24 protein-coding genes are annotated in these 20,506 nt (G+C 46.2%); 7 read left to right on the top strand and 17 right to left on the bottom strand.

Translation table 11 applies throughout. The annotated features are described in order from the left end of the window. Positions 1-45 precede the first annotated feature (45 nt). From B7X71_RS03615 to B7X71_RS03635, 4 genes are all read right to left on the bottom strand, one after another. Positions 46-2,082 (bottom strand): HD domain-containing protein, encoded by a 2,037-nt coding sequence (locus B7X71_RS03615; RefSeq protein WP_293597161.1) that lies wholly within the window; start codon positions 2,080-2,082, stop codon positions 46-48. 15 nt (positions 2,083-2,097) lie between these two features. Next, a complete protein-coding gene (locus B7X71_RS17865; protein WP_363926652.1) occupies positions 2,098-3,918 on the bottom strand; it encodes an alpha/beta fold hydrolase in 1,821 nt (606 codons plus the stop codon). 65 nt (positions 3,919-3,983) lie between these two features. Beyond that, positions 3,984-4,634, bottom strand: coding sequence for a CoA transferase subunit B (locus B7X71_RS03630; RefSeq protein ID WP_293597162.1), 651 nt, complete (start codon positions 4,632-4,634; stop codon positions 3,984-3,986). 49 nt (positions 4,635-4,683) lie between these two features. Next, positions 4,684-5,382 carry a CoA transferase subunit A gene (locus B7X71_RS03635; protein ID WP_015421005.1) on the bottom strand — a complete coding sequence of 233 codons (699 nt, stop codon included), beginning with the start codon at positions 5,380-5,382 and terminating at the stop codon, positions 4,684-4,686. A 206-nt stretch (positions 5,383-5,588) separates the two neighbouring features. Between B7X71_RS03635 and B7X71_RS03640 the strand changes: the two genes are divergently transcribed. Then, positions 5,589-7,259, top strand: coding sequence for an electron transfer flavoprotein-ubiquinone oxidoreductase (locus B7X71_RS03640; RefSeq protein ID WP_293597163.1), 1,671 nt, complete (start codon positions 5,589-5,591; stop codon positions 7,257-7,259). A gap of 23 nt (positions 7,260-7,282) precedes the next feature. Here the strand turns inward: B7X71_RS03640 and B7X71_RS03645 are convergent, their stop codons facing one another. The 4 genes from B7X71_RS03645 to B7X71_RS03660 all read right to left on the bottom strand — a co-directional run bounded on the left by B7X71_RS03645 (position 7,283) and on the right by B7X71_RS03660 (position 11,000). Beyond that, positions 7,283-8,440, bottom strand: a complete 1,158-nt coding sequence (locus B7X71_RS03645; RefSeq protein ID WP_293597164.1) for an MFS transporter — start codon at positions 8,438-8,440, stop codon at positions 7,283-7,285. Positions 8,441-8,459: 19 nt separating this feature from the next. Beyond that, positions 8,460-9,575: a chorismate synthase gene (aroC, locus tag B7X71_RS03650; RefSeq protein ID WP_293597165.1), complete on the bottom strand. Its 1,116-nt coding sequence runs from the start codon at positions 9,573-9,575 to the stop codon at positions 8,460-8,462. 43 nt (positions 9,576-9,618) lie between these two features. Continuing rightward, the gene (locus B7X71_RS03655; RefSeq protein ID WP_293597166.1) at positions 9,619-10,074 is read right to left on the bottom strand and encodes a CBS domain-containing protein; all 456 of its coding nucleotides are present in this window, start codon (positions 10,072-10,074) and stop codon (positions 9,619-9,621) included. Positions 10,075-10,151: 77 nt separating this feature from the next. Then, entirely contained in the window at positions 10,152-11,000 is an 849-nt protein-coding gene (locus B7X71_RS03660; protein WP_293600205.1) for a YihY family inner membrane protein, read from the bottom strand. 30 nt (positions 11,001-11,030) lie between these two features. On the opposite strand from B7X71_RS03660, the gene wrbA reads away from it, so the two are divergent. From wrbA to B7X71_RS03675, 3 genes are all read left to right on the top strand, one after another. Next, complete coding sequence (gene wrbA / locus B7X71_RS03665) at positions 11,031-11,627, top strand: NAD(P)H:quinone oxidoreductase (RefSeq protein WP_293597168.1); 597 nt, start codon at positions 11,031-11,033, stop codon at positions 11,625-11,627. Positions 11,628-11,636: 9 nt separating this feature from the next. Continuing rightward, positions 11,637-12,035, top strand: a complete 399-nt coding sequence (locus B7X71_RS03670; RefSeq protein ID WP_293597169.1) for a DUF2069 domain-containing protein — start codon at positions 11,637-11,639, stop codon at positions 12,033-12,035. Between the two features lie 113 nt (positions 12,036-12,148). Further along, a complete protein-coding gene (locus tag B7X71_RS03675; RefSeq protein WP_293597170.1) occupies positions 12,149-12,334 on the top strand; it encodes a hypothetical protein in 186 nt (61 codons plus the stop codon). Positions 12,335-12,377: 43 nt separating this feature from the next. Here the strand turns inward: B7X71_RS03675 and B7X71_RS03680 are convergent, their stop codons facing one another. Further along, positions 12,378-13,562, bottom strand: a complete 1,185-nt coding sequence (locus B7X71_RS03680) for an MFS transporter (RefSeq protein WP_293597171.1) — start codon at positions 13,560-13,562, stop codon at positions 12,378-12,380. 146 nt (positions 13,563-13,708) lie between these two features. On the opposite strand from B7X71_RS03680, the gene B7X71_RS03685 reads away from it, so the two are divergent. Beyond that, positions 13,709-13,981, top strand: a complete 273-nt coding sequence (locus tag B7X71_RS03685) for a serine/threonine protein kinase (protein WP_293597172.1) — start codon at positions 13,709-13,711, stop codon at positions 13,979-13,981. A 27-nt stretch (positions 13,982-14,008) separates the two neighbouring features. Beyond that, positions 14,009-14,782 (top strand): polyphosphate kinase 2, encoded by a 774-nt coding sequence (gene ppk2 / locus B7X71_RS03690; RefSeq protein ID WP_363926654.1) that lies wholly within the window; start codon positions 14,009-14,011, stop codon positions 14,780-14,782. A 5-nt stretch (positions 14,783-14,787) separates the two neighbouring features. Here ppk2 and B7X71_RS03695 read toward each other — a convergent pair whose 3' ends face one another. The 4 genes from B7X71_RS03695 to B7X71_RS03710 form a co-directional block, all read right to left on the bottom strand. Then, positions 14,788-15,681 (bottom strand): alpha/beta hydrolase, encoded by an 894-nt coding sequence (locus tag B7X71_RS03695; RefSeq protein ID WP_293597173.1) that lies wholly within the window; start codon positions 15,679-15,681, stop codon positions 14,788-14,790. A 55-nt stretch (positions 15,682-15,736) separates the two neighbouring features. Beyond that, positions 15,737-16,000, bottom strand: coding sequence for an EF-hand domain-containing protein (locus B7X71_RS03700; protein WP_293597174.1), 264 nt, complete (start codon positions 15,998-16,000; stop codon positions 15,737-15,739). Positions 16,001-16,008: 8 nt separating this feature from the next. Beyond that, positions 16,009-16,704 carry a DUF3313 domain-containing protein gene (locus tag B7X71_RS03705; protein WP_293597175.1) on the bottom strand — a complete coding sequence of 232 codons (696 nt, stop codon included), beginning with the start codon at positions 16,702-16,704 and terminating at the stop codon, positions 16,009-16,011. A gap of 92 nt (positions 16,705-16,796) precedes the next feature. Then, positions 16,797-17,144, bottom strand: coding sequence for a hypothetical protein (locus tag B7X71_RS03710; RefSeq protein ID WP_293597176.1), 348 nt, complete (start codon positions 17,142-17,144; stop codon positions 16,797-16,799). A gap of 85 nt (positions 17,145-17,229) precedes the next feature. On the opposite strand from B7X71_RS03710, the gene B7X71_RS03715 reads away from it, so the two are divergent. After that, positions 17,230-17,607, top strand: coding sequence for a carboxymuconolactone decarboxylase family protein (locus B7X71_RS03715; RefSeq protein ID WP_293597177.1), 378 nt, complete (start codon positions 17,230-17,232; stop codon positions 17,605-17,607). On the opposite strand, the gene B7X71_RS03720 is transcribed toward B7X71_RS03715, so the two are convergent. The 4 genes from B7X71_RS03720 to B7X71_RS03735 all read right to left on the bottom strand — a co-directional run bounded on the left by B7X71_RS03720 (position 17,604) and on the right by B7X71_RS03735 (position 20,477). Beyond that, positions 17,604-17,930 carry a tripartite tricarboxylate transporter substrate-binding protein gene (locus B7X71_RS03720; protein WP_293597178.1) on the bottom strand — a complete coding sequence of 109 codons (327 nt, stop codon included), beginning with the start codon at positions 17,928-17,930 and terminating at the stop codon, positions 17,604-17,606. The genes B7X71_RS03715 and B7X71_RS03720 overlap by 4 nt on opposite strands. A 178-nt stretch (positions 17,931-18,108) precedes the next feature. Continuing rightward, positions 18,109-18,981 (bottom strand): fumarylacetoacetate hydrolase family protein, encoded by an 873-nt coding sequence (locus B7X71_RS03725; protein ID WP_293597179.1) that lies wholly within the window; start codon positions 18,979-18,981, stop codon positions 18,109-18,111. A 14-nt stretch (positions 18,982-18,995) separates the two neighbouring features. Further along, positions 18,996-19,979, bottom strand: a complete 984-nt coding sequence (locus tag B7X71_RS03730) for a tripartite tricarboxylate transporter substrate binding protein (protein WP_293597180.1) — start codon at positions 19,977-19,979, stop codon at positions 18,996-18,998. Between the two features lie 9 nt (positions 19,980-19,988). After that, positions 19,989-20,477 carry a heme-binding protein gene (locus B7X71_RS03735; protein WP_293597181.1) on the bottom strand — a complete coding sequence of 163 codons (489 nt, stop codon included), beginning with the start codon at positions 20,475-20,477 and terminating at the stop codon, positions 19,989-19,991. Positions 20,478-20,506: the final 29 nt, after the last annotated feature.

Raw genomic sequence — 20,506 nt, forward strand, 5'->3', positions numbered from 1 at the left:
TGCTCTAACCAGCTGAGCTACGAGCCTATATAGCCATAGAGTTTATCACCGGCGGCGCACTTGGGTCACCCCTTTGACCTCTTCAAGACTGTTTTGAACCAAACGTAAGGCTTCTGAGTCTTTAATTTCCACGGTCAATAGTATTTGAGCAAGGCCGCGTTTGGCAGATTTACGCAAATCAATCACATGTACACCCTGTCTTGTGAGGATTTCAAATAACTCGCGCATCAGCTCAGGACGGTCTAGACCGGTTACGGCCAAATCAGCAGGAAAGACCCGCTTGGCGTCATTTCCAATCGCTGCTTCGATACCAGACTCATTCCAGGCAGTCTGAATCACCCGCTCAGGCGCTCGGTCCAATAGACCCCTAAAGGTTTTACAAGATCGGCGGTGAATAGATATGCCACGACCCTGAGTCACAAAACCCGCAATGGCATCGGGTGGTACAGGCCTGCAGCACCGAGCCAACTGGGTCAACAATGAATCCACTCCGACTACCAAAACATCACCCGCTTGACCCTGCTTACGGGTACTTTGCTTCAAAATAATTTCTGGAGCTGGTGCGGCCTGCTTGGCTTCTGGCTTTTGCTCTATTTTGACATCTCCAGACTTGCTTCCAGCCTCTTCATCGTCCAACGCATTAAACCAAGCTCTCACTCGCGTGCGTGCACGCTGCGAGCGCAGGTAGTTACGGCTAGGACTGATCCAATCTCGTGAAGGGCCGCCGTGCTTCACAGCAATGATTTCAATGGTCTGGCCATTCTGCAATGGCGTATCTAGTGGAACCATGGCACCATCAACTCGGGCACCGCGACAGCGATGTCCTAGATCGGTATGCACAGCATATGCAAAATCGATTGGTGATGAGCCCTTTTCCAGGGAAATCACTTTTCCTAATGGAGTGAGAACATAAATATGATCATCAATCTCATGATGCTTAAGTTGCTCCCAAGCATCTTCTTTCCAGGAGATAAGCTGCCTTGCCCACGCAATCTGACGCTCATAGGCAACTGCTGCACTATGCGTGCCAGTTTGATGGCTTGGGTTTGAGGTGCTCTGGGCATTAGGTGCGGATTTATTTCTTGGCGGAGTAGCAGCGCCAACATAGGCACCCTCCTTATAGCGCCAATGTGCAGCCAATCCGTACTCAGCCTGTTGATGCATTTCATTGGTGCGCACCTGAATCTCAAATGCAGTTCCATGCTCATCCATCACTACGGTATGCAAAGACTGATAGCCGTTGGGTTTTGGTCGTGCGATGTAGTCATCGAATTCACGCGGCACAGGCTGCCAAACGTTATGCACTATGCCTAAGATGGCATAACAAGATTTAACGTCATCCACCAAAACCCTAAATGCTCTAACGTCATACAGATTTGCAAAGTCAAGTGACTTACCCTGCATCTTTTTCCAAATACTATAGATGTGTTTTGGGCGACCCTGAACCTCACCTTGAATATGCGCTGCAGTTAATTCTTGCTTGAGTTTTCTGACAATCTGCTCAATAAAAGATTCGCGCTCAATACGCTTGCCATCCAACATTTTGGCAATATCTCGGTAGGTCTCGGGAGACAAAACCCGAAATGCTAAGTCTTCCATCTCCCATTTCATCTGCCAGATACCGAGGCGATTTGCGAGAGAGGCGTCAATATTCAAAATTTCCTGCGCCCAAGCTTTTGGCATCTCCATTTTTTCTTGGGTAATCCAGCGCAAGGTTTGCAAACGAGAAGCAAGATAAATCAGGACTACGCGCAAGTCATCACCAAAAGCGAGCAACATTTTTCTGAGCATTTCTTCCTGACCAGATATGCTCAGACCACCATCATTACGTACGAGCTTAGCTTGAGCCTGTCTCAGACCTCGGTAACCAATCAGAAGCCGAGCTGACTCGTCGCCAATGAGCTTGGTCAGTGATTCTTTGCCATGGGTGCGTGCAATATTGTTTGCAGCGGTTAGCGTTGCTTCATCCAGGTGAAGTAACTTCAGGATATTGAATACGCCAGCAGCATGATTTTCAGAAGGCTCACCATACCAACCATCAACAATTTTGATGTTCTCAGATGCATGATTAGCATTTGACATGAGCGACTGAGATCCTTAGCTAAAGAATTCTTTTGCTAAAGCAACTTGCTCTGACTTCACAAAAGCTGGCGCATGGCCTACGCCCGGAATTTCAATACTCCGAATATAAGGGTTGACCTTGCACATCTCAGCTACCGTTTTAGCGGAAAGCAGATCTGATTCACCGCCACGCACGATCAACATCGGAACATGAATTTGTTTGAAGGCATGCCACATCGCCATCTCTCCAGCCTTTGCCATAATAGGATTGACTGATGCAAACGGCACAGAGATATCTGGGTCATAGTGCATTACCCAAAGGCCAGCCTTTTGTACCAGCATGGGTCCGTTATAAATCTCCCACTCTTCTGGCGTATGGCTACCAAACGATGCACAGATCTCATTTAAGCGCTGCAGAGCATCTGCACGATTACTAAAGCTAAAAGGCTGACCAACATAAGAGCCTAAGCGCTTGATCGCTTCAGGCTCAATCCGCGGACCGACATCATTGATCAACATACGACGAATTGGATTCTTGGGCATAGAGGCATAGACCATGCCAATCAGGCCGCCCATGGAGGTTCCAAACCAATCTACCTGCGAGACACCTAAGTGCTTAATCAAGCTTGCCATGTCGGCCACATATTGAGGGACGGCATAGAGCATGGGGTTCTTTAATCGATCAGAATCTCCGCGACCGACCACGTCGGGACAGACGACGTAGTAATCATTACTCATCGCCTGCGCAAGGGTTTTGAAATCACTGCCTCTGCGAGTCAAGCCATGAACGCAAACTAATACATTTGGATTATGAGGATTTCCCCAGGCGTGATAGGCCATGCGATGAGGACCATCAGGGCTAGTACAAGCAACGAAAAAAGTGTCGCCCTGATGAATCACATTGGATTTCTTTATCTCATCATTGAGAAGCTCGTCATGGGTATGCTCATCCACCATACCCGCAACTTCAGGCTGCAGGGTAACGTGATCAATGCCATGTTTATTCAATAGCATCTCGTTAATGCGGGCCATGATTTCTGGCCACTCATTCATGCGCTCGATTTCAATATGGCCAATTAAAGCAGGAAAACTAGGCGTCATTTCCCAAACATGCAAATCGTGTACCGCCAATACACCAGGAACTTTTTTAAGATCACTGCCGACCTGTAAATAATCAATGTGTAACGGCACACCTTCCATCAAGAAGTGATATGACTCGCGCAAAATAGAAATGGTGGACTTCAAAATCAGCAGCGAAACCAGAATAGAAAGAATTGCATCGATCGGCATCCAACCAGTTAGCTGAATAACGATACCGGCAATTAAGGCGGCTATGGACCCCAGCAAGTCGCCCATGACGTGCACCAAGGCGGCGCGAGTATTAACGCTTTTCTTGTCACGTGAAAGCACCCATGCCACGACAACATTCATTAGCAAGCCAATCGCAGCAACAACCGTGACCGTCAAGCCATCCACCTGGTGTGGATCATAAAACCGGCTTACCGCCTCCACCATAATCCACGCCACTAAGGCTAGCATCGCAATACTATTTACAAAGGCGGCTAAGGCCTCTGCACGACCAAACCCAAAAGAATGCTTTGGTGATGGTGGACGTCGAGAAATAATTTGGGCTAATAAAGCCAATCCGAGCGCAGCTGCATCAGTCACCATGTGACCTGCATCCGATATCAACGCCAGTGAATTGGCAAAATACGCTGCCGCTCCCTCAACCCCAGAAAAACCGAGAGTGAGTACTAAAGCGATTAGCAATAGATTCTGATTAGAGGCTTCTTTGGCGTGGGAATGCTTAGCATCACCCTGCTTGTGCGCGTGAAGTGAATGGTCTGCAACGCTCATAAAAGAGCCTCTAGAAATAGAAATGGGGTCATTGACCCCATTATTTCACCATCCGATGAAAAAGGTTAGAAACCCGTTGTATCTACAGGGGCACCGGTCTTGGATAGCACTTCTTCCTTCGTTACACCTGGAGCCAACTCAACCAACTTCAAACCCTTAGGAGTGATGTCGAGCACGCAAAGGTCGGTAATAATGCGGCTAATAACGCCCACACCAGTTAATGGCAAGGTGCACTTGGGCAAGATCTTGATTTCTTCTGTGCCATCTTTCTTCTTGGCAACATGCTCCATTAGAACAACCACATGCTTTACGCCTGCAACCAAATCCATGGCGCCGCCCATACCCTTCACCATCTTGCCTGGAATCATCCAGTTGGCTAAATCACCATACTCGCTCACCTGCATTGCACCCAAAATCGCAATATTGATTTTTCCACCGCGAATCATTCCAAACGAATCCGCAGAAGAAAAGATGGATGAACCAGGCAAAGTGGTGACAGTTTGTTTACCTGCATTAATCAAATCGGCATCAATCGTTTTTTCGGTTGGGAATGGGCCAATACCCAATAAACCATTCTCCGACTGGAGCCATACTTCCATTCCTTCGGGAACGTGATTAGCCACCAAAGTTGGCATACCAATACCTAAATTGACGTAGTAGCCATCTTTTAGCTCTTTAGCAGCACGTGCCGCCATTTCATCTCTATTCCAAGGCATATCGATCTTCCTAAATAACTATTCTGTAAGTGTGTTTAACGAATTTCTCTTAAGCCGCTGATAAGGTGCGTTGCTCAATACGCTTCTCAGGCGTCGTGTTGAGCACCAAGCGATGTACATAGATGCCTGGCGTATGAATTTGATCAGGATCTAATTCACCGTTCTCAACGATCTCTTCCACCTCAGCAACCGTAATCTTGCCAGCCATGGCAACCACTGGATTGAAATTACGTGCGGTGTAGCGATAAACCAAATTACCGGATTTATCAGCCTTCCAAGCTTTTACAAGCGAGATGTCTGAAACGATTGCGCGCTCCATGATGTATCGCTCGCCATCAAATTCTTTTTCCTCTTTGCCTTCAGCAACCAAAGTGCCCACACCAGTTTTGGTATAGAAGGCAGGAATACCGCAACCACCTGCGCGTAACTTTTCTGCCAAGGTTCCTTGCGGAGTAAATTCCAGCTCCAGTTCACCCGCCAAAAATTGACGCTCAAATTCTTTGTTCTCACCCACATAGGATGCGACCATCTTCTTCACTTGCCTTGAGTTCAACAGCAAACCCAAACCAAAGCCATCTACCCCGGCGTTATTGGCAATTGCAGTCAGATTTTGCGCGCCAAGATCCTTGACCGCCTGAATCAGCGCCTCAGGAATACCGCACAAGCCAAAACCGCCAACAGCGAGCTTCTGGCCATCCTTCAAAATATCCCGCAGGGCATCAACAGCCGATGGGTAAGTTTTATTCATAAATTCGTCCTAATATTGCCAAAAAGGGTAAAAAAGTAATAATAACGCCTTAAACCCTTAAGCCCATTAGCAATAGGCACCAACCTGGTTTTTCTAGCTTAGAACTAAACTATAGGCGTGATTTAAGGCTACAGAAACAGCAGAAATACTCAAAATGCTGAAAATCCCTTAAGCACCCTATTTTTAAGTAATGTCGGAGAAATGAAATGACTGCCCAGGAATTGCTCGAACAGTTTGGACCCAGAGAATCCATGGACTATGACCTAGTTATCGTGGGAGGTGGCCCGGCTGGATTATCCGCAGCCATTAAAGCAAAGCAATTGGCCAATGAATCGGGTAAAGAAATTAGCGTCTGTGTTCTTGAAAAAGGCTCTGAGATCGGCGCACATATTCTGTCCGGGGCCGTCATGGATCCCAAGGCCCTTACTGAACTCTTTCCTAACTGGAGAGAGTTAGGCGCTCCACTAGATACCGAAGTCACCCAAGATCAATTTTTATTTCTGACCAAAGAAAATGCATTGCAGGTTCCAAACTGGATGCTGCCCCACTGCTTTAAGAATGAAGGCAACTACATCGTCAGTCTTGCTAATGTGACTCGTTGGCTTGGTCAGCAGGCGGAAAATTTGGGTGTTGAAATTTTTCCAGGCTTTCCTGCAGCAGAAATTCTCTACGACAAGCAAGGCGCAGTTTGTGGCGCCATTACTGGCGCCATGGGATTGGATAAAGAAGGTCAACCTACCGATCAATTTCAACTGGGCATGGAATTGCGCGCTAAGTACACCCTCTTTGCCGAGGGTTCACGCGGACATTTAGGCAAACAACTGATTGCGAAGTTTGCATTAGACAAAGATGCTGACCCCCAAAGTTACGGCATTGGCATCAAAGAATTATGGGAGGTGGAGCCTTCTAAGAGCAAGCCTGGCCTAGTGGTTCATACCGCAGGCTGGCCATTAGAGAGCGATACCTATGGCGGCTCATTCTTATATCACTTGGGTGATAACAAAGTTGCAGTAGGTTTAGTCGTGGGCCTTTCTTACAAGAATCCGTACCTCTCACCTTTTGAAGAATTCCAACGCTATAAGTTGCATCCGAAAATTCGTGAGACTTTTGAAGGTGGTAAGCGCTTAGCCTATGGTGCACGCGCACTCACTGCGGGCGGCCTCAATAGCTTGCCTAAAACTGTATTTCCTGGTGGCGCTTTAATTGGTTGTGATGCCGGCTTCCTCAATGCATCACGCATCAAAGGAAGTCATGCTGCCATTAAGACTGGCATGCTTGCTGCACAAGCAGCCGTTGCAGCACTTGCTGACAATCGTTCTGCCGATGTCTTGGCTGCCTATCCAAGCGCATTTAAAAATAGCTGGCTACATACCGAGCTCAATCAAGCGCGTAACTTTAAGCCTTGGATGTCTAAGGGGCTCTACCTCGGCACTCTCATGGTTGGCATTGAGCAAAAGCTCTTGGGCGGCAATATGCCGTGGACAATTCATTTAAAGCATGCAGATCATGAATGCCTAGAGCCAGCAGCACAGCATCAGCCAATTGATTATCCAAAGCCAGATGGCAAGATTACTTTTGATCGCCTCTCATCCGTATTTATCTCCAATACAAATCATGCTGAGAACCAACCGATTCATCTGACCTTAAAAGATGCATCGGTACCGGTTAACCTGAATCTCAAAACTTACGCAGGACCAGAACAACGCTATTGCCCTGCTGGCGTGTATGAGTATGTAGAAAAAGAGGGGAAACCACAGTTGCAAATCAATTCGCAAAACTGTGTGCATTGCAAAACTTGCGATATCAAAGATCCAAGTCAAAACATTATTTGGATTACCCCTGAAGGTGGCGGTGGCCCGAACTACGGATCGATGTAAAAGGTTTACTCAGATCACTGCATTTATCTAGCTGGGCTGTGGCGAGGACGCATTTTCCCAATCGCCATACCCGCTAGACCACAAGCTAAAGCTGACATCACAAATACATTGCGCGGCTGCGTTGCATCCCATAACCAGCCAGCAACCAAACCGCCCAGCGTACCACCCAAGCCATAGGACACCGTTGCCATCAATGCCTGCCCTCGCGCTTGCAATGGGCCAGTAAACCAGCGTTGCAATAACTTAGTCGCCGCACTGTGGTGTGCACCAAAAGTTGCCGCATGCATCAGCTGCGCCAGAATCAGAACCCAAGTTACAGGGAAAAATGCAATCAAGATAAAGCGAAATACACCAATACCAAAAGCGATTTGCAAAACCACCTCAGCATCTAAACGACTGAGCACTTTGCTCTGAAAATAAAAGAAGATCACTTCAGCAGCAACGCCTAACGCCCAGAACAAACCAATCTGAAATTTGTCGTAGCCTAAATCGGCCAGGTACAGTGAAAAGAATACGTACAAAGCGGCGTGCGCAAAGATCATAAAAAATCCTGATAGCAAGAACCAACGCACATCTGGATTAAATAAAACGATGAGGAGTTCCCCCTTGACCATCTTACGACGCTCCATCTTGGGCTCATGCAAGCGAAAGGTTACTAAAGCCAAGAAGCTGAGGACTACCGCGCCCACAATCGGATAAAGCTCAATGCCTTTACGCTGAAACAACTCACCAGCAAATAAGACCATCACGATAAAACCAATCGATCCCCATAAACGTAAACGGCCATAACGTTTATCAAAAGAATTGTCTTTAAATAAAGCGTGCACCGTCGCGGACTCACCCAATGGCATCAGGCTACTGAGGATGGTGTGGAGTACAAACATCCAGATGAAAAATGCTATGTAGCTGTGGAGAAAAAAGATGCTTAAGAAAGTCACCGCTGCAAGGCACGCACAAAAACGAATGATCCCAATACGATCGGAGAGATAATCAGATAACCAACCCCAAGAGAATGGGCCCACTATGCGGGTAATTTGTAACATGGACATCAAGACTGCGATCTCGATAACACTAAAACCACGATCCAGAAAAAAGAGGCTGGCATATGGAGATACCAAGCCAACATAAGCGAAATATAAAAAGAAAAAGGACCCGAAGGCCCAACGCACTGAAGGTGTCATTTGCTTTTTTGAGCTTTATTTAATCGGTTGCTGAACCAGGTCGTGCAGCCGCTATCGGCGGAACGGTATGCTTTACATCGCCGCACTGAGCGCGATGGCGCAAAGCGTGATCGATCAATACCAAAGCTAGCATAGCTTCTGCAATCGGTGTGGCCCGAATACCAACGCAAGGATCATGACGACCTTTGGTTTGCACGGTAATAGGCTTGCCATCTAAATCAATGGATTCTTTTGGACTGAGGATGCTAGAAGTGGGTTTAATGGCAATCGATACGCGCAAATCTTGACCGCTGCTGATGCCGCCCAAAGTGCCGCCAGCATTATTGCTAGCAAAACCATCTGGATAAAGCTCATCACCATGCTCGCTTCCGCGTTGCGTGACTGACTTAAAGCCTGAGCCGATCTCAACGCCTTTAACGGCATTGATACCCATCATGGCATGCGCAATATCCGCATCCAACTTATCAAATAATGGTTCGCCCAATCCAATTGGAACATTACGCGCCCGCACTTCAATCTTCGCCCCACAGGAATCCCCCGCTTTACGCAGTGAGTCCATATAAGCCTCTAACTGAGGAACGATATCGGCATTTGCAGCAAAGAAAGGATTGCTCTCAATCATCGCCGCATCTTTGAATGGAATTTCAATTTCACCAAGCTGGCTCATGTAGCCATAAAACTCAGTGCCGTATTGTTCTTTGAGCCACTTTTTGGCAATCGCTGCTGCGGCCACTACAGGCGCAGTCAATCGAGCTGAAGATCGCCCGCCACCGCGAGGATCGCGTAAACCATATTTGTAGTGGTAAGCATAATCAGCGTGACCAGGCCTAAATGTTTGTAGGATATTGCCATAATCTTGGCTGCGTTGATCCGTATTCCGAATTAACAAACCAATAGGTGCTCCGGTAGTTTTGCCTTCGTATACGCCGGAGAGGATCTCCACCTTGTCGGCCTCTTGACGTTGAGTCACATAGCGGGAGGTGCCAGGCTTGCGACGATCTAGGTCAATCTGCAAGTCTGCTTCGCACAATGACATGCCTGGAGGGCAGCCATCCACAACAGCGCCAATTGCGGGACCATGGGATTCACCAAAAGTGGTGACGGTAAAGAGAAGACCTAAAGTATTTCCTGACATATTGACATTATGTCATTGCTCAGGGAGCTTAGGCTAGGCCGGGCTAGGGAGCAGCTTTTTCGGCCTCTTCTGGCCAGTCGCGAATATACGCCTTGAGCATGGTATTTTCGAAGTCTTGAGCCTCAACAACGGATTTAGCCACGTCGTAGAAAGAAATCACACCCATCAGCATCTTTTGATCAATCACCGGCAAGTAGCGAGCATGCTCAACCAGCATCATGCGACGCACTTCATCAATCTCGGTTTCCATAGTGCATGTCAGTGGTTTGGAGTTCATCACACTTTGCACCTTGAGGTCATCTAGCTGTCCATGATGCTTAGCCAATGCGGCAATCACCTCGCGGAAAGTCAAGATACCGACTAACTTGTCGTACTCCATCACGACTAATGAGCCAATATCATGCTCACTCATGACTAAGACTGCAGTTTGCAGAGCGGTATCTGGTGCCACTGTAAATAGTGTGCTGCCCTTTACGCGCAATATGTCACTAACTTTCATACAGCCTCCAGCAATGAGTTCTTATGTAAACAATATATTCTTAAGCCCCTAAGGAATCAAGGGTCAGGAAAACTATTTCAGTAACGAATAACCCTTACGAGCCCACTTCGAATGCTCGGGAGATCCGCAACCAAGATAGCACCAGCCAAGGTAATCCACCAGGTTAGGTAAATCCAAATTAGTGCCAATGGGACGATGGCAAAAGCACCATAGACAGTTTTATAAAAGGCGACATTGGTTAAAAATAGACCAAAACCAAACTTCATTAATTCGAAAGTGAGTGCAGCAAAAAAAGCTCCACTCAAAGCATCGCGCCACTGAATATGGGCATAAGGGAGAATCTTATAGGCCACTGAGAATACCGACATCGCCAGCAATACAGGAACCACGGTTGCAAATAAGCCCAGACCAAAACTTAAAGCGTCGGTCCACCCTTCTGCTGCGCTAAACAAAAGACCACTCAAATAGGTTCCAACACCCAATAAGATTGGCCCCAACAAGGTCGCTGCGGAGTAGATTGCTACCTTCTTCAAAACAGGTCGACTTTGAGTCACGCGAAAGATCTGATTAAATGCGTTCTCAATCACTGCTAGCGTCATGATTGTTGTAATAACTAAGCCAAGCAAACCAATCAAGGTAAGACCTTTGGCTTGAGCTGAAAATTGATCGAGATAATTAAATACTTGTTGGTTTAATCCACCAGGCATGTAGGTATCGAGCAGCCAGGACTGAAAAGCATACTTAATCCTCACAACGCTTGGAAGATAGCCAATCAGAATGGAGGCTACCGTCAGCATCGGAATCAAGGACAGCGTAGTTGTAAAAGCCAAACTGGCCGCTACCTGCTTGAGATTATGGCCACGATTGCGCTCCCAAGTCTCCTTTCCAAGAGAGAGCCATAATTGAGGATTCTGAATGAGGCGCATCGCCCATATCATAAGAGATAAGAGATCAATATGAGTCAATCTGACATTTTAGTTTTGTACTATTCGCGCTACGGAGCCACCCGTGACTTGGCTCGCCTGATTGCGGAGGGTATTGAAAGTGTTCCAGGAGCGAATGCCCGACTACGCACTGTTCCAGCCGTCTCCACCGTATGCGAATCTACAGAAGCAGCCGTCCCATCGGATGGTGCCCCCTATGTTGAATATGCAGACCTCAAAGAATGTATTGGTCTAGCCCTAGGATCCCCTACTCGCTTTGGCAATATGGCCGCCCCCATCAAGTACTTTTGGGATGGCAGCTCCTCAGAGTGGATGAATGGCGCACTAGTTGGCAAGCCAGCCTGCGTCTTTACCAGCACCGGCAGCTTGCATGGCGGTCAAGAAAGCACCCTCCTCACCATGATGATTCCCCTGCTGCATCACGGCATGATGATCATGGGCATTCCGTATAGTGAGCCAGATTTGATGAGCACCTCAACTGGTGGCAGTCCTTATGGAGTAACTCACCTTGCCCATGCTGATGGCAGAGCGCCGATTAGTGCCGAAGAACAGCGCCTAGCAATTTCCCAGGGCAAACGTTTAGCGCTCACAGCACTCAAACTCATTTAAGGGTCATTTATGTTCAAAAGCTGGCTCTCCAAAAATCCATACCAACTGATTGCTACTGCAGCTTTTGTTGACCTGTTCATTCTGTGCGTTGCTTGGGAATGGTTTATCTCCCCACTCCGGCCTGGTGGCTCTTGGCTAATCCTGAAGGCCATCCCCCTGCTGTTTGCCATTCCTGGTCTCTGGAAGGGCAATGTCTACACCATGCAATGGGCCTCCATGCTCGTCCTGCTATACATCACCGAAGGATTGGTCCGAATTCTGGAAACTGGGACTAATTTCTGGATGGCCGCCCTGGAAACAGCTGTTGGCACCCTCGCCTTTGTTTGCTTACTGATGTACCTCAAACCCATTAAAGCCCGGGCTAAGGCAGCTAAAAAAGAGTGTGCTGCTGCGGGAATAGAGGGCTAAAGGGCAAAAAGAGGCTAATTTGGCAGGTTTTTGCTAACTTCTTTAAAAAAATTACCTATTCCTGTCATCTCAGTCACATTTCCATGCGTTGTATCTTCATGGAGGTGACAAATATGTCAACAAGACTCAAACGTTGGGCCCGTGCAATTGAACAGATCGACTTGTCTAAAAGGACGCCTGAAGTCGCCGTTGGCTATTTAGATAGCAAATACCGCGATATCGCTTGGCGCTATATCCGCATTTTGGGCTTTGAACGCACCATTAGCTTTATGGCTAGCAATAACTTCCACCCGGAGTAACTCTGCTAAGTCCTTAAGCACCCAATCACCCCAGATGAGGTTTTTATTTGGGGTTTTGTGTTTCTGGGGATCTGAAAACCCAAAAGGCTAGCAATAGAAAAGCTAAGGCAGCACATGAGCCTGAGAATAGAAATGCATAACTAGGATTAAAAGACTCATAAAGCCAGCCAAATATCAGGGACGCGGGCAACAACATCAAACCTGAAACCAGGTTAAACCAGCCAAAAGCTGTTCCTGCCATACCACTCGGAGCTAAGTCTGCTACTAAAGCCTTTTCCACGCCTTCAGTTGCGGCCTTAAATAATCCATATATCCCGAATAGTCCACAGAGCATCCATAAAGAGATTTCAGAAAAGCTCATGGCGATATAGAAAAAGGCAAAAGCACACCAAGCAATCAAAATGAAATGTTTGCGACTAAATCGATCTGAGAGTGCTGATAGCGGTGTTCCGAAAACCGTAGTAATTAATGAGATGGCGGCCCACAGCAGAGGAATCTGCTCCTGAGAAACACCGAGTTCCCTAGCCCTCAGTAACAGGAACATATCAGATGAATTTGCTAGGGCAAAAATTCCAGCTACCAAAATGTAGCGCTTGAAATTCGATGGCAGTCCCTCAAGAGACCATGAGAATGCTGGCACCACCAGTCGCTCACGAGGAGGCTCTTTGAGGAAAAGAGCCAAACTGACCGCAAGAATGCCGGGCACTATCGCCCATAGAAAGATATCCCTTAGTGGAACATGTATTGATAAAAGATAAGCAGCCATCAAGGGCCCAAAAACTGCGCCCGCATTATCCATAGAGCGATGCAGACCGAAAGTCATGCCTCTCTGATTGGGTGCGACACTCTCAGCCAAAAGCGCATCCCGCGGTGAACTCCTCAATCCCCTGCCAAGGCGATCAGTAAAGCGAATGCATAAAACCCATGTCCAAGAGTTTGCAACTGCAATGAGGGGTCTACCAATCGCCGCCAAAAGATAGCCAATCACAATCCAAGGCTTGGTCTTTTTGGTGCGATCTACAATCACACCGGAAACCAATTTAAAGATACTGGAGCTAGCCTCAGCAATCCCCTCAATCAGCCCCAGAGCCTTTGGACCAGCCATTAAAACAGTAGCAAGATACAGCGGCATCAAAGGATAAAGCATCTCACTTGCCGCATCATTCACAAAACTAATGAGACCGATGAGCCACACGGTTCGCGGGAGGGAAAATAAAGTCTTCAACATACCAACTCAATGTAGCATCAAATTAAATATGTTCCCGACTGTCACAATCGCTTGAAACTCATCTGAATAAAACGTAGGATCGACAGGTAGGCTTCAGCCTTTTTATTAAGTTTTAACAAATAGCACTCTCTTCAAAGGAATACATCATGAGTCAAAAAAAATTAGTAAAGCAATTATTGAAAAAATTAGACAAGTTGGAAGCCGATAGAGAGAAGTTGATCGATAAGCTGGCAAAGGCATTAGACAAGCTCGAGAAAAAGACTCCAGCTAAAAAGGTGGCTACAAAGAAAGTTGCCGCAAAGAAAGTAGTCGCCAAGAAAGCTCCAGCAAAGAAGGTTGTTGCGAAAAAGGCTCCAGCTAAAAAGGTGGTGGCCAAAAAGGTTGTTGTGAAAAAAACCACTCCAGCAACAACAGCGTAATAGTAAAACTCCCCGCAAAGGCTGCCCGTGAGTAAATCACTCATTTCTGAAAATACTTACGAGGCAGACCTACGATTACTTCAAATCGAGTTAGTCAAACTCCAACATCACATTATTCAAAAAGGTAAACGCCTCTTAGTGATCTTGGAGGGACGTGACGCCGCAGGAAAAGATGGAAGCATTAAAAGTATTACTGAAAATTTAAGTCCTAGAGATACGAAAGTAGTTGCGCTAGCCGCCCCCTCCTCGCTTGAAGAGCATGAATGGTACTTTCAGAGATACGTTGCACAGCTCCCCTCGGCTGGTGAAACTGTTCTCTTTAATCGAAGCTGGTACAACCGTGCTGGCGTAGAAAAAGTAATGGGCTTTTGCACTGATGATCAATACAAATTGTTCATGGCAACGGTAAATGATTTCGAATCCCTGCTCATAAGATCCAATATTCAAATAGTAAAGTACTACCTAGATATCTCTAAAGAAGAGCAAGCTAAAAGACTGAAAGATCGTGAGAAAGATCCATTAAAGCAATGGAAGATTAGCCCGATCGATCAAAAAGCACAGAAGATGTGGAATGCCTACTCTGAGGCTAGAGACAAAATGCTCAAGCACACCAGTTCAGCGCTGGCGCCATGGACCGTAGTGAGTGCAAATGATAAAAAACTGGCCCACCTGAACATGATTGCCGATTTATTATCCCGGGTTGATTACCCACACAAAGATAAAAAGATTTTGAAAATAGATCCTCAGATTATTTTAAGCTGGCCAGCAGCTTCTAAAAAACTGCCAAAACTATCCAAATAGATTAATTAAACAAAGAATAATTCGGCCTCAGCAAGCAACTCCTGAGGCAGCTCCTCAGGAATATAGTGGCCGCAAGGCACTGCCCTTCCGGAGACATCTTCAGCCACTCTCTTCCAGTCCTCAATTGGTGAAAAGCACTTAGCCACGAGGCCACGCTCTCCCCACAGGACCCGAAACGGCATTTGCAATTTTTTGCCGGCATCTCGATCGGCTCGGTCATGAATTATGTCAATTGAGGCTGAAGCACGATAGTCTTCACACATAGCGTGCATGGATTCTGGGTTACTAGCACCGGCAAGATATTCAGCCCAGGGTAAGGAGTCAAAAATGCCGATGCCCGCATGTCGACCCATATGGTTTCTAAGCCAGAACTCTGGATTGGCGCCAATCAATGTTTCGGGAATCGGGTAAGTCTGAATTAAGAAAAACCAGTGCCAATATCCTCTGGCAAAGTCCATTGTGGTGTTCTCATACATGGTGAGTGTTGGTGAAATATCGAGCACCATCAGACGCTCAACACTTTCAGGAAAATCCATTGCCAGACGATGTGATACTCGCCCACCGCGATCATGACCCAATACAGAAAACTGTTTATGCCCAAGTGCTTGCATCACAGCATGCTGATCTGCAGCCATAGATCTTTTTGAATACGTCGAATGATCCGGAGCACCCGCTGGTTTTGATGATGCACCATAGCCACGGAGATCTGTCACAACAACAGAAAATCGCTTTGCTAACTGAGGGGCGACATGACGCCAAATGGCTTTAGTTTGAGGAAATCCATGTAGCAATAGCAAAGTCGGACCAGAGCCTGCAGTCTGGCAAGAAATATCAATCGGACCATCTGCCGAGGGTACGGTAATGGTGGAATCTTGAAAGCCTTCAATTACGTACGTCATCATCTACCCCAATAAAAAAGAGCCTCAATAGAGGCTCTTCAATTTGACCAACATATTATCTAGCGGCCATTGCCTCGATTTCAGCAACAGTAACATAGCCTTTATTTTGCTGATCAATCCTAGAGAAATGATCATAGATGCGAGGCATACAACCTTTTGCCTCATCCAGACTCAGCTTGCCATCATGGTTAACATCGCATTTAGCAAAACGCTCTTGAATTTCTTTATTACGAGAAGCGTCATCAGCACTTGCGGGACTTACTACAAGTACAAGTGATGTGGCGCCAATAAGACCCAAGTTTCTAATAAGTGATCGCATCAGGCTTCTTATTTAGCTGTAGTGGCTGAAGTGGCTCTAGGGTCTGCAGAGGTTTCCAATGCTACCTTAACCACCTTCTTAGCCATCGCTACAAAGGATTCAACTGAACCGCCACCAGTTCGGAAAGATTCACCCTGAATAGTAACCAAGCCTTCGCCGATCACTTCTTTCGATTGGCTGTCTGTAATTTTGCTTTCCACTAACATGGCTGGAGTTTTAGAATTCACGCCACCTGCATAAGCAGCAGCATTCATTGCCAAACCAATCGGTGTGAAATTCCATGGCTGCAAACTATCTGTGGAACTCTCTGCACCAGTAATGCCAACTGAGATGCGTGCTACGCCAGGGCCAGGCTGATTTACGATCTTAATATTTCCGCGACTGTTCACCGCGCTCACCATTGAATCCTGTAATGCGATCTGCGCTTGACTTATCGCCTCTGGAGAGATTGCCTTGGTAGCATTCTGATTTAAATAAATCGGATCCAAAATCACTGCGGTATAGGTGCCTCGATTTACCCCAGCCTTGCGATATCTCCAAATGCGAGTATCCGCTTCAGATGTAGACATCGGGACTAGTACTGAATAATTCGGTAAAAATCCAGACTTTGGCATTGGCTGACTTGCCAACTTAGGAGTATTGCTACATGCAGCCAATAAAGTAGCTACAGAGATTGCTGCAACTAAAGCGCCTAATTTATTCATTTTTTTGATCCAGTAAGTGATTGATGGCATTAGCCCTAGAGCTAGTTTTATTAGATCATACGCTTCATTGCAAACTTCAATTTATTCCAGATCTATGGTGCGGGACAAGGCATTAAGCTACCTGACTTTTGATGCAGCTGTGGCTTGCACTCAACTAGTGCGCTAGCGGCTTTTGGCCTAGATGTTGCAGTGACTACAGAGGCCTGCGGCTCCGCGGCCTGAGTCACCCTAGGTGAAGCGGCACTTAAGGCAGGCAAGGATTTATAGAATTCTTTATCAGTTCCAGGACATGGCATCAAAGCCCCTGTTTTGGCATTCATGACCGACTTACATTGAGGGTCAGCTTGCAGTCTTGCCTCAAGCTTATCAACGGTACAGGCGCCCAGTATTGCAAGAGTGAAAGATATGGCGGCAAGGCGCAAAGAGAGTGTCATGTTCATGAAATCATTCTAGGCTAAACAGGGACACCTGAATAGTGGCAATATATGGAATCCACTAAACAAGGCGCCAATACAGGAGACTAAGATGAATAAAGAAGCATTTGAAAAAGGACTGAAGACTCGCCGCGAAGTACTGGGGGCAGAATATGTAGACAACTCCATCAAGAATGCCGATGCATTCAACTTGCCGATGCAGGAATTGGTTACTGAGTATTGCTGGAATGAAATTTGGAATCGCCCTGGCCTGGACCGTAGAACGAGAAGCATCATTAACTTATCCATGATCACCGCCTTAAATCGCCCTCATGAGCTCAAGCTTCATGTGAGAGGCGCGATTAACAACGGCCTAAGTAAAGAAGATATTCAGGAAGTATTTTTGCAAGCCGCAATTTACTGTGGAGTACCCGCCGCCATTGATAGCTTTAGATGTGCGAAAGAGGTCTTTACTGAAATGGGGATTTAAAGCAGAAGATAAAGCTGGGTAGAACTACCGACCCCCAATGAGGCAAACAGAATCTCACCAGGCTTTGCCCTAGCTGCAGACACAATATCTTTAATTGATTTATATGGGCCATCTGGCGATGTAACTAAAGCATATGGTGTATCGCCCAAATAACTCACATTTATAGGAGGCTTACTGAATTCGTAATGTAACTTCTTATAAGTCGCAGGGTTAGTCGCAAAGGTAACCGATTGAAAGAGTAATGTTTGCCCATTTGCCTCTGCATTAACAACTGCTGCCGTACCTATTAAGACACCAGCACTAGGCTTGTTTTCAACTACCACTGGTTGCTGCAGACCTTATTCAAATATTTGGCAATGGTTCTAGCTGCTGTTTCAGCCCCCCAATCCAGGAATTAAAGAACTACCAACTTAACTGATCCAGAAGGAAAGGTTTGTGCATTTACATGAGCTAAGCCCATCACCATACAAGCGATAAAACAAAAGATCTGATTCATTATCATCAAACCTGATCTTGTATTGAGTTTCTTAAGATGCCAATACCCTCGATTTCAATTTCACAGGTATCTCCAGGCTTCATAAATACTGGGGGTGTTCTTGCATAACCCACTCCCGCGGGTGTTCCAGTAATTACTACATCGCCAGGCTCCAACGTCATGCACTCAGTAATCAAGACAATAGTCTCTGCAACATCCCATAAAAAATCTTTGGTGTTGGCATTTTGCATAACCGACCCATTGAGGCGAGATTGAATTTGAAGACCATGCGCACCTTTGGGCAACTCATCTGGTGTTACCAACCACGGGCCAAATCCACCAGTCTGATCAAAGTTTTTACCAATAGTCCATTGAGCCGTCTTGCGCTGATAGTCTCGCAAGCTACCGTCATTAAAAATACTATAGCCAGCTACACAATCCAGCGCATTTTCTGTGTTTAAATTACGCGCTCTCTTACCAATAATAAATGCCAACTCTGCTTCGTAATCTAATTTATCTGAAACCTTCGGCCTAATAAGGGGGGCTTGATGCGCAGCAAGTGAACTAGGTCCGCGCATAAAAAAGCTTGGGTACTCAGGTCTCGCATTACCACCCTCCTTTGCATGATCAGCATAATTCAGCCCCATACAAATAATCTTTCCAGGTCGATGAATCAAAATATCAAACTGGATATCAGCGAGATTCCCAATGACCGCATTAGGATTTGAAAGCGCCCTCTCGGCCATCACGAATTCAGGATCCATTGCAATCAAACTACCTAGGTCTGCTGGAATGCTGAAATCTGTTGCACACAAATCAACAAATTCATTTGAGTCTTTTGTGCATAGGGCTCCAATACTTTTTTTATTGCTTGGGTTGTGATAACTAAACAGTCTCATAGCATCTTCCTAAATTACTCTTTCTTAAGCCCTGCAGATTGAACAACTGGCCTCAAGCTAACAAGCTCCTTGGCAATAAATGAGGTTGCTGCAACGCCAGTGATATTGCTAATTGGTTGAATCGATATTGAATTTAATTTCTCGAGTAATTCAGGATTTTTTAAGGCCTTAGTTGTCGCCAAAATTAAAGTATTTGTAATGTCTGGTGATAAACCCTGGGGAGCCGAGACAATATTCCACAAAGCGGCTTGGAAATCTTTTAAACCCGTGACTTCGTTAACAGTTGGCACATCAGGAATCAAGGGAGATCTTTTGGAGGCGGCTATAGCAACAATCCTTAGCTTTCCGGCACGATGTTGATTGATTAATGAGCCCAGTGTATCGACCGTCATATTTACTTGGTTGCCTATCAAGGCGGGAATAGATTGAGCGCTACCTCTAAATGGAATGTGCTGAATATCCAAACCACCTAATTCATACTTCAATCTTTCACCAACAATATGTAAATAAGTTCCCTCTCCAGCTGATCCATACTGCAGTTTTCCTGGATTGATGCGCGCATAGTCAACCAGCTCTTTAAAGCCTCCTTTAGTCGCTGGGCTAACAGCAAATACAATCGGCGCATCACCCACTACTGCAATTTGTGTAAAGTCCTTAATGGAATCATACTGAGGCTTAGCGTTAATGAGGTTGTATAGGACATGAGTTGATGCTGTACCAAATAACAAGGTATATCCATCTGGTGCACTATTTTTCACCTCTATACTTCCAATGGCGCCACTAGCCCCACTTTTGTTATCAACAACTACAGGCTTACCCAGTTGATTCGATAAGACCTGCGCATACTGCCGAGCAAATTGATCCGTCGGGCCGCCCGCAGGAAAAGGAACGACCAATCTGATGGGTTTAAAGGGATAACCGCTTGACTGTTGAGCATGGGCTGAAATAAATCCAGCGCACAAAGTCAAAATTAATAAGGTGAATTTAAATAGTTTCATCATTGAACCTCACAGTTGATTTTCATTCCAGTTATCGGCAGCTGCCGGCGGCTCAGGCACAAAGCCTGCTAATTTAATTGCCTCGATAGCACAAAACTCATCTTTATCTGATGCATCCCCACTAATACCAACAGCACCAATTGCAATGCCCTGCTTATTCACTATTAATACACCCCCGGGCGTTGGAATAAATCTTCCATCCGATGCCGCTGAGAGTGCCGCTTGAAACGTCGGTCGATTTGCCAATCTATCTCGAATTTGCCGAGTGGCCATACCCATACCCAATGAAGCCCAAGCCTTACCAATGGCAATGTCATGTCTCAAAATGCCGCAACCATCCTCCCGCTTAAATGCAACTACATTCCCACCAGAATCTAAAACCACAATTGCTAAAGGCAGCAATCCATTAGCCCCCCTAAGCGTTAAAGCATGAGCGATTATTTGATCCGCATCCCTTAAAGCTAAGCTGGAATAGATTGAAATAAGCTTCTCGGCCATGATTTCTGCCCCCTATTAATATCGATATT

Source organism: Polynucleobacter sp. 39-46-10 (genome assembly GCF_002282275.1).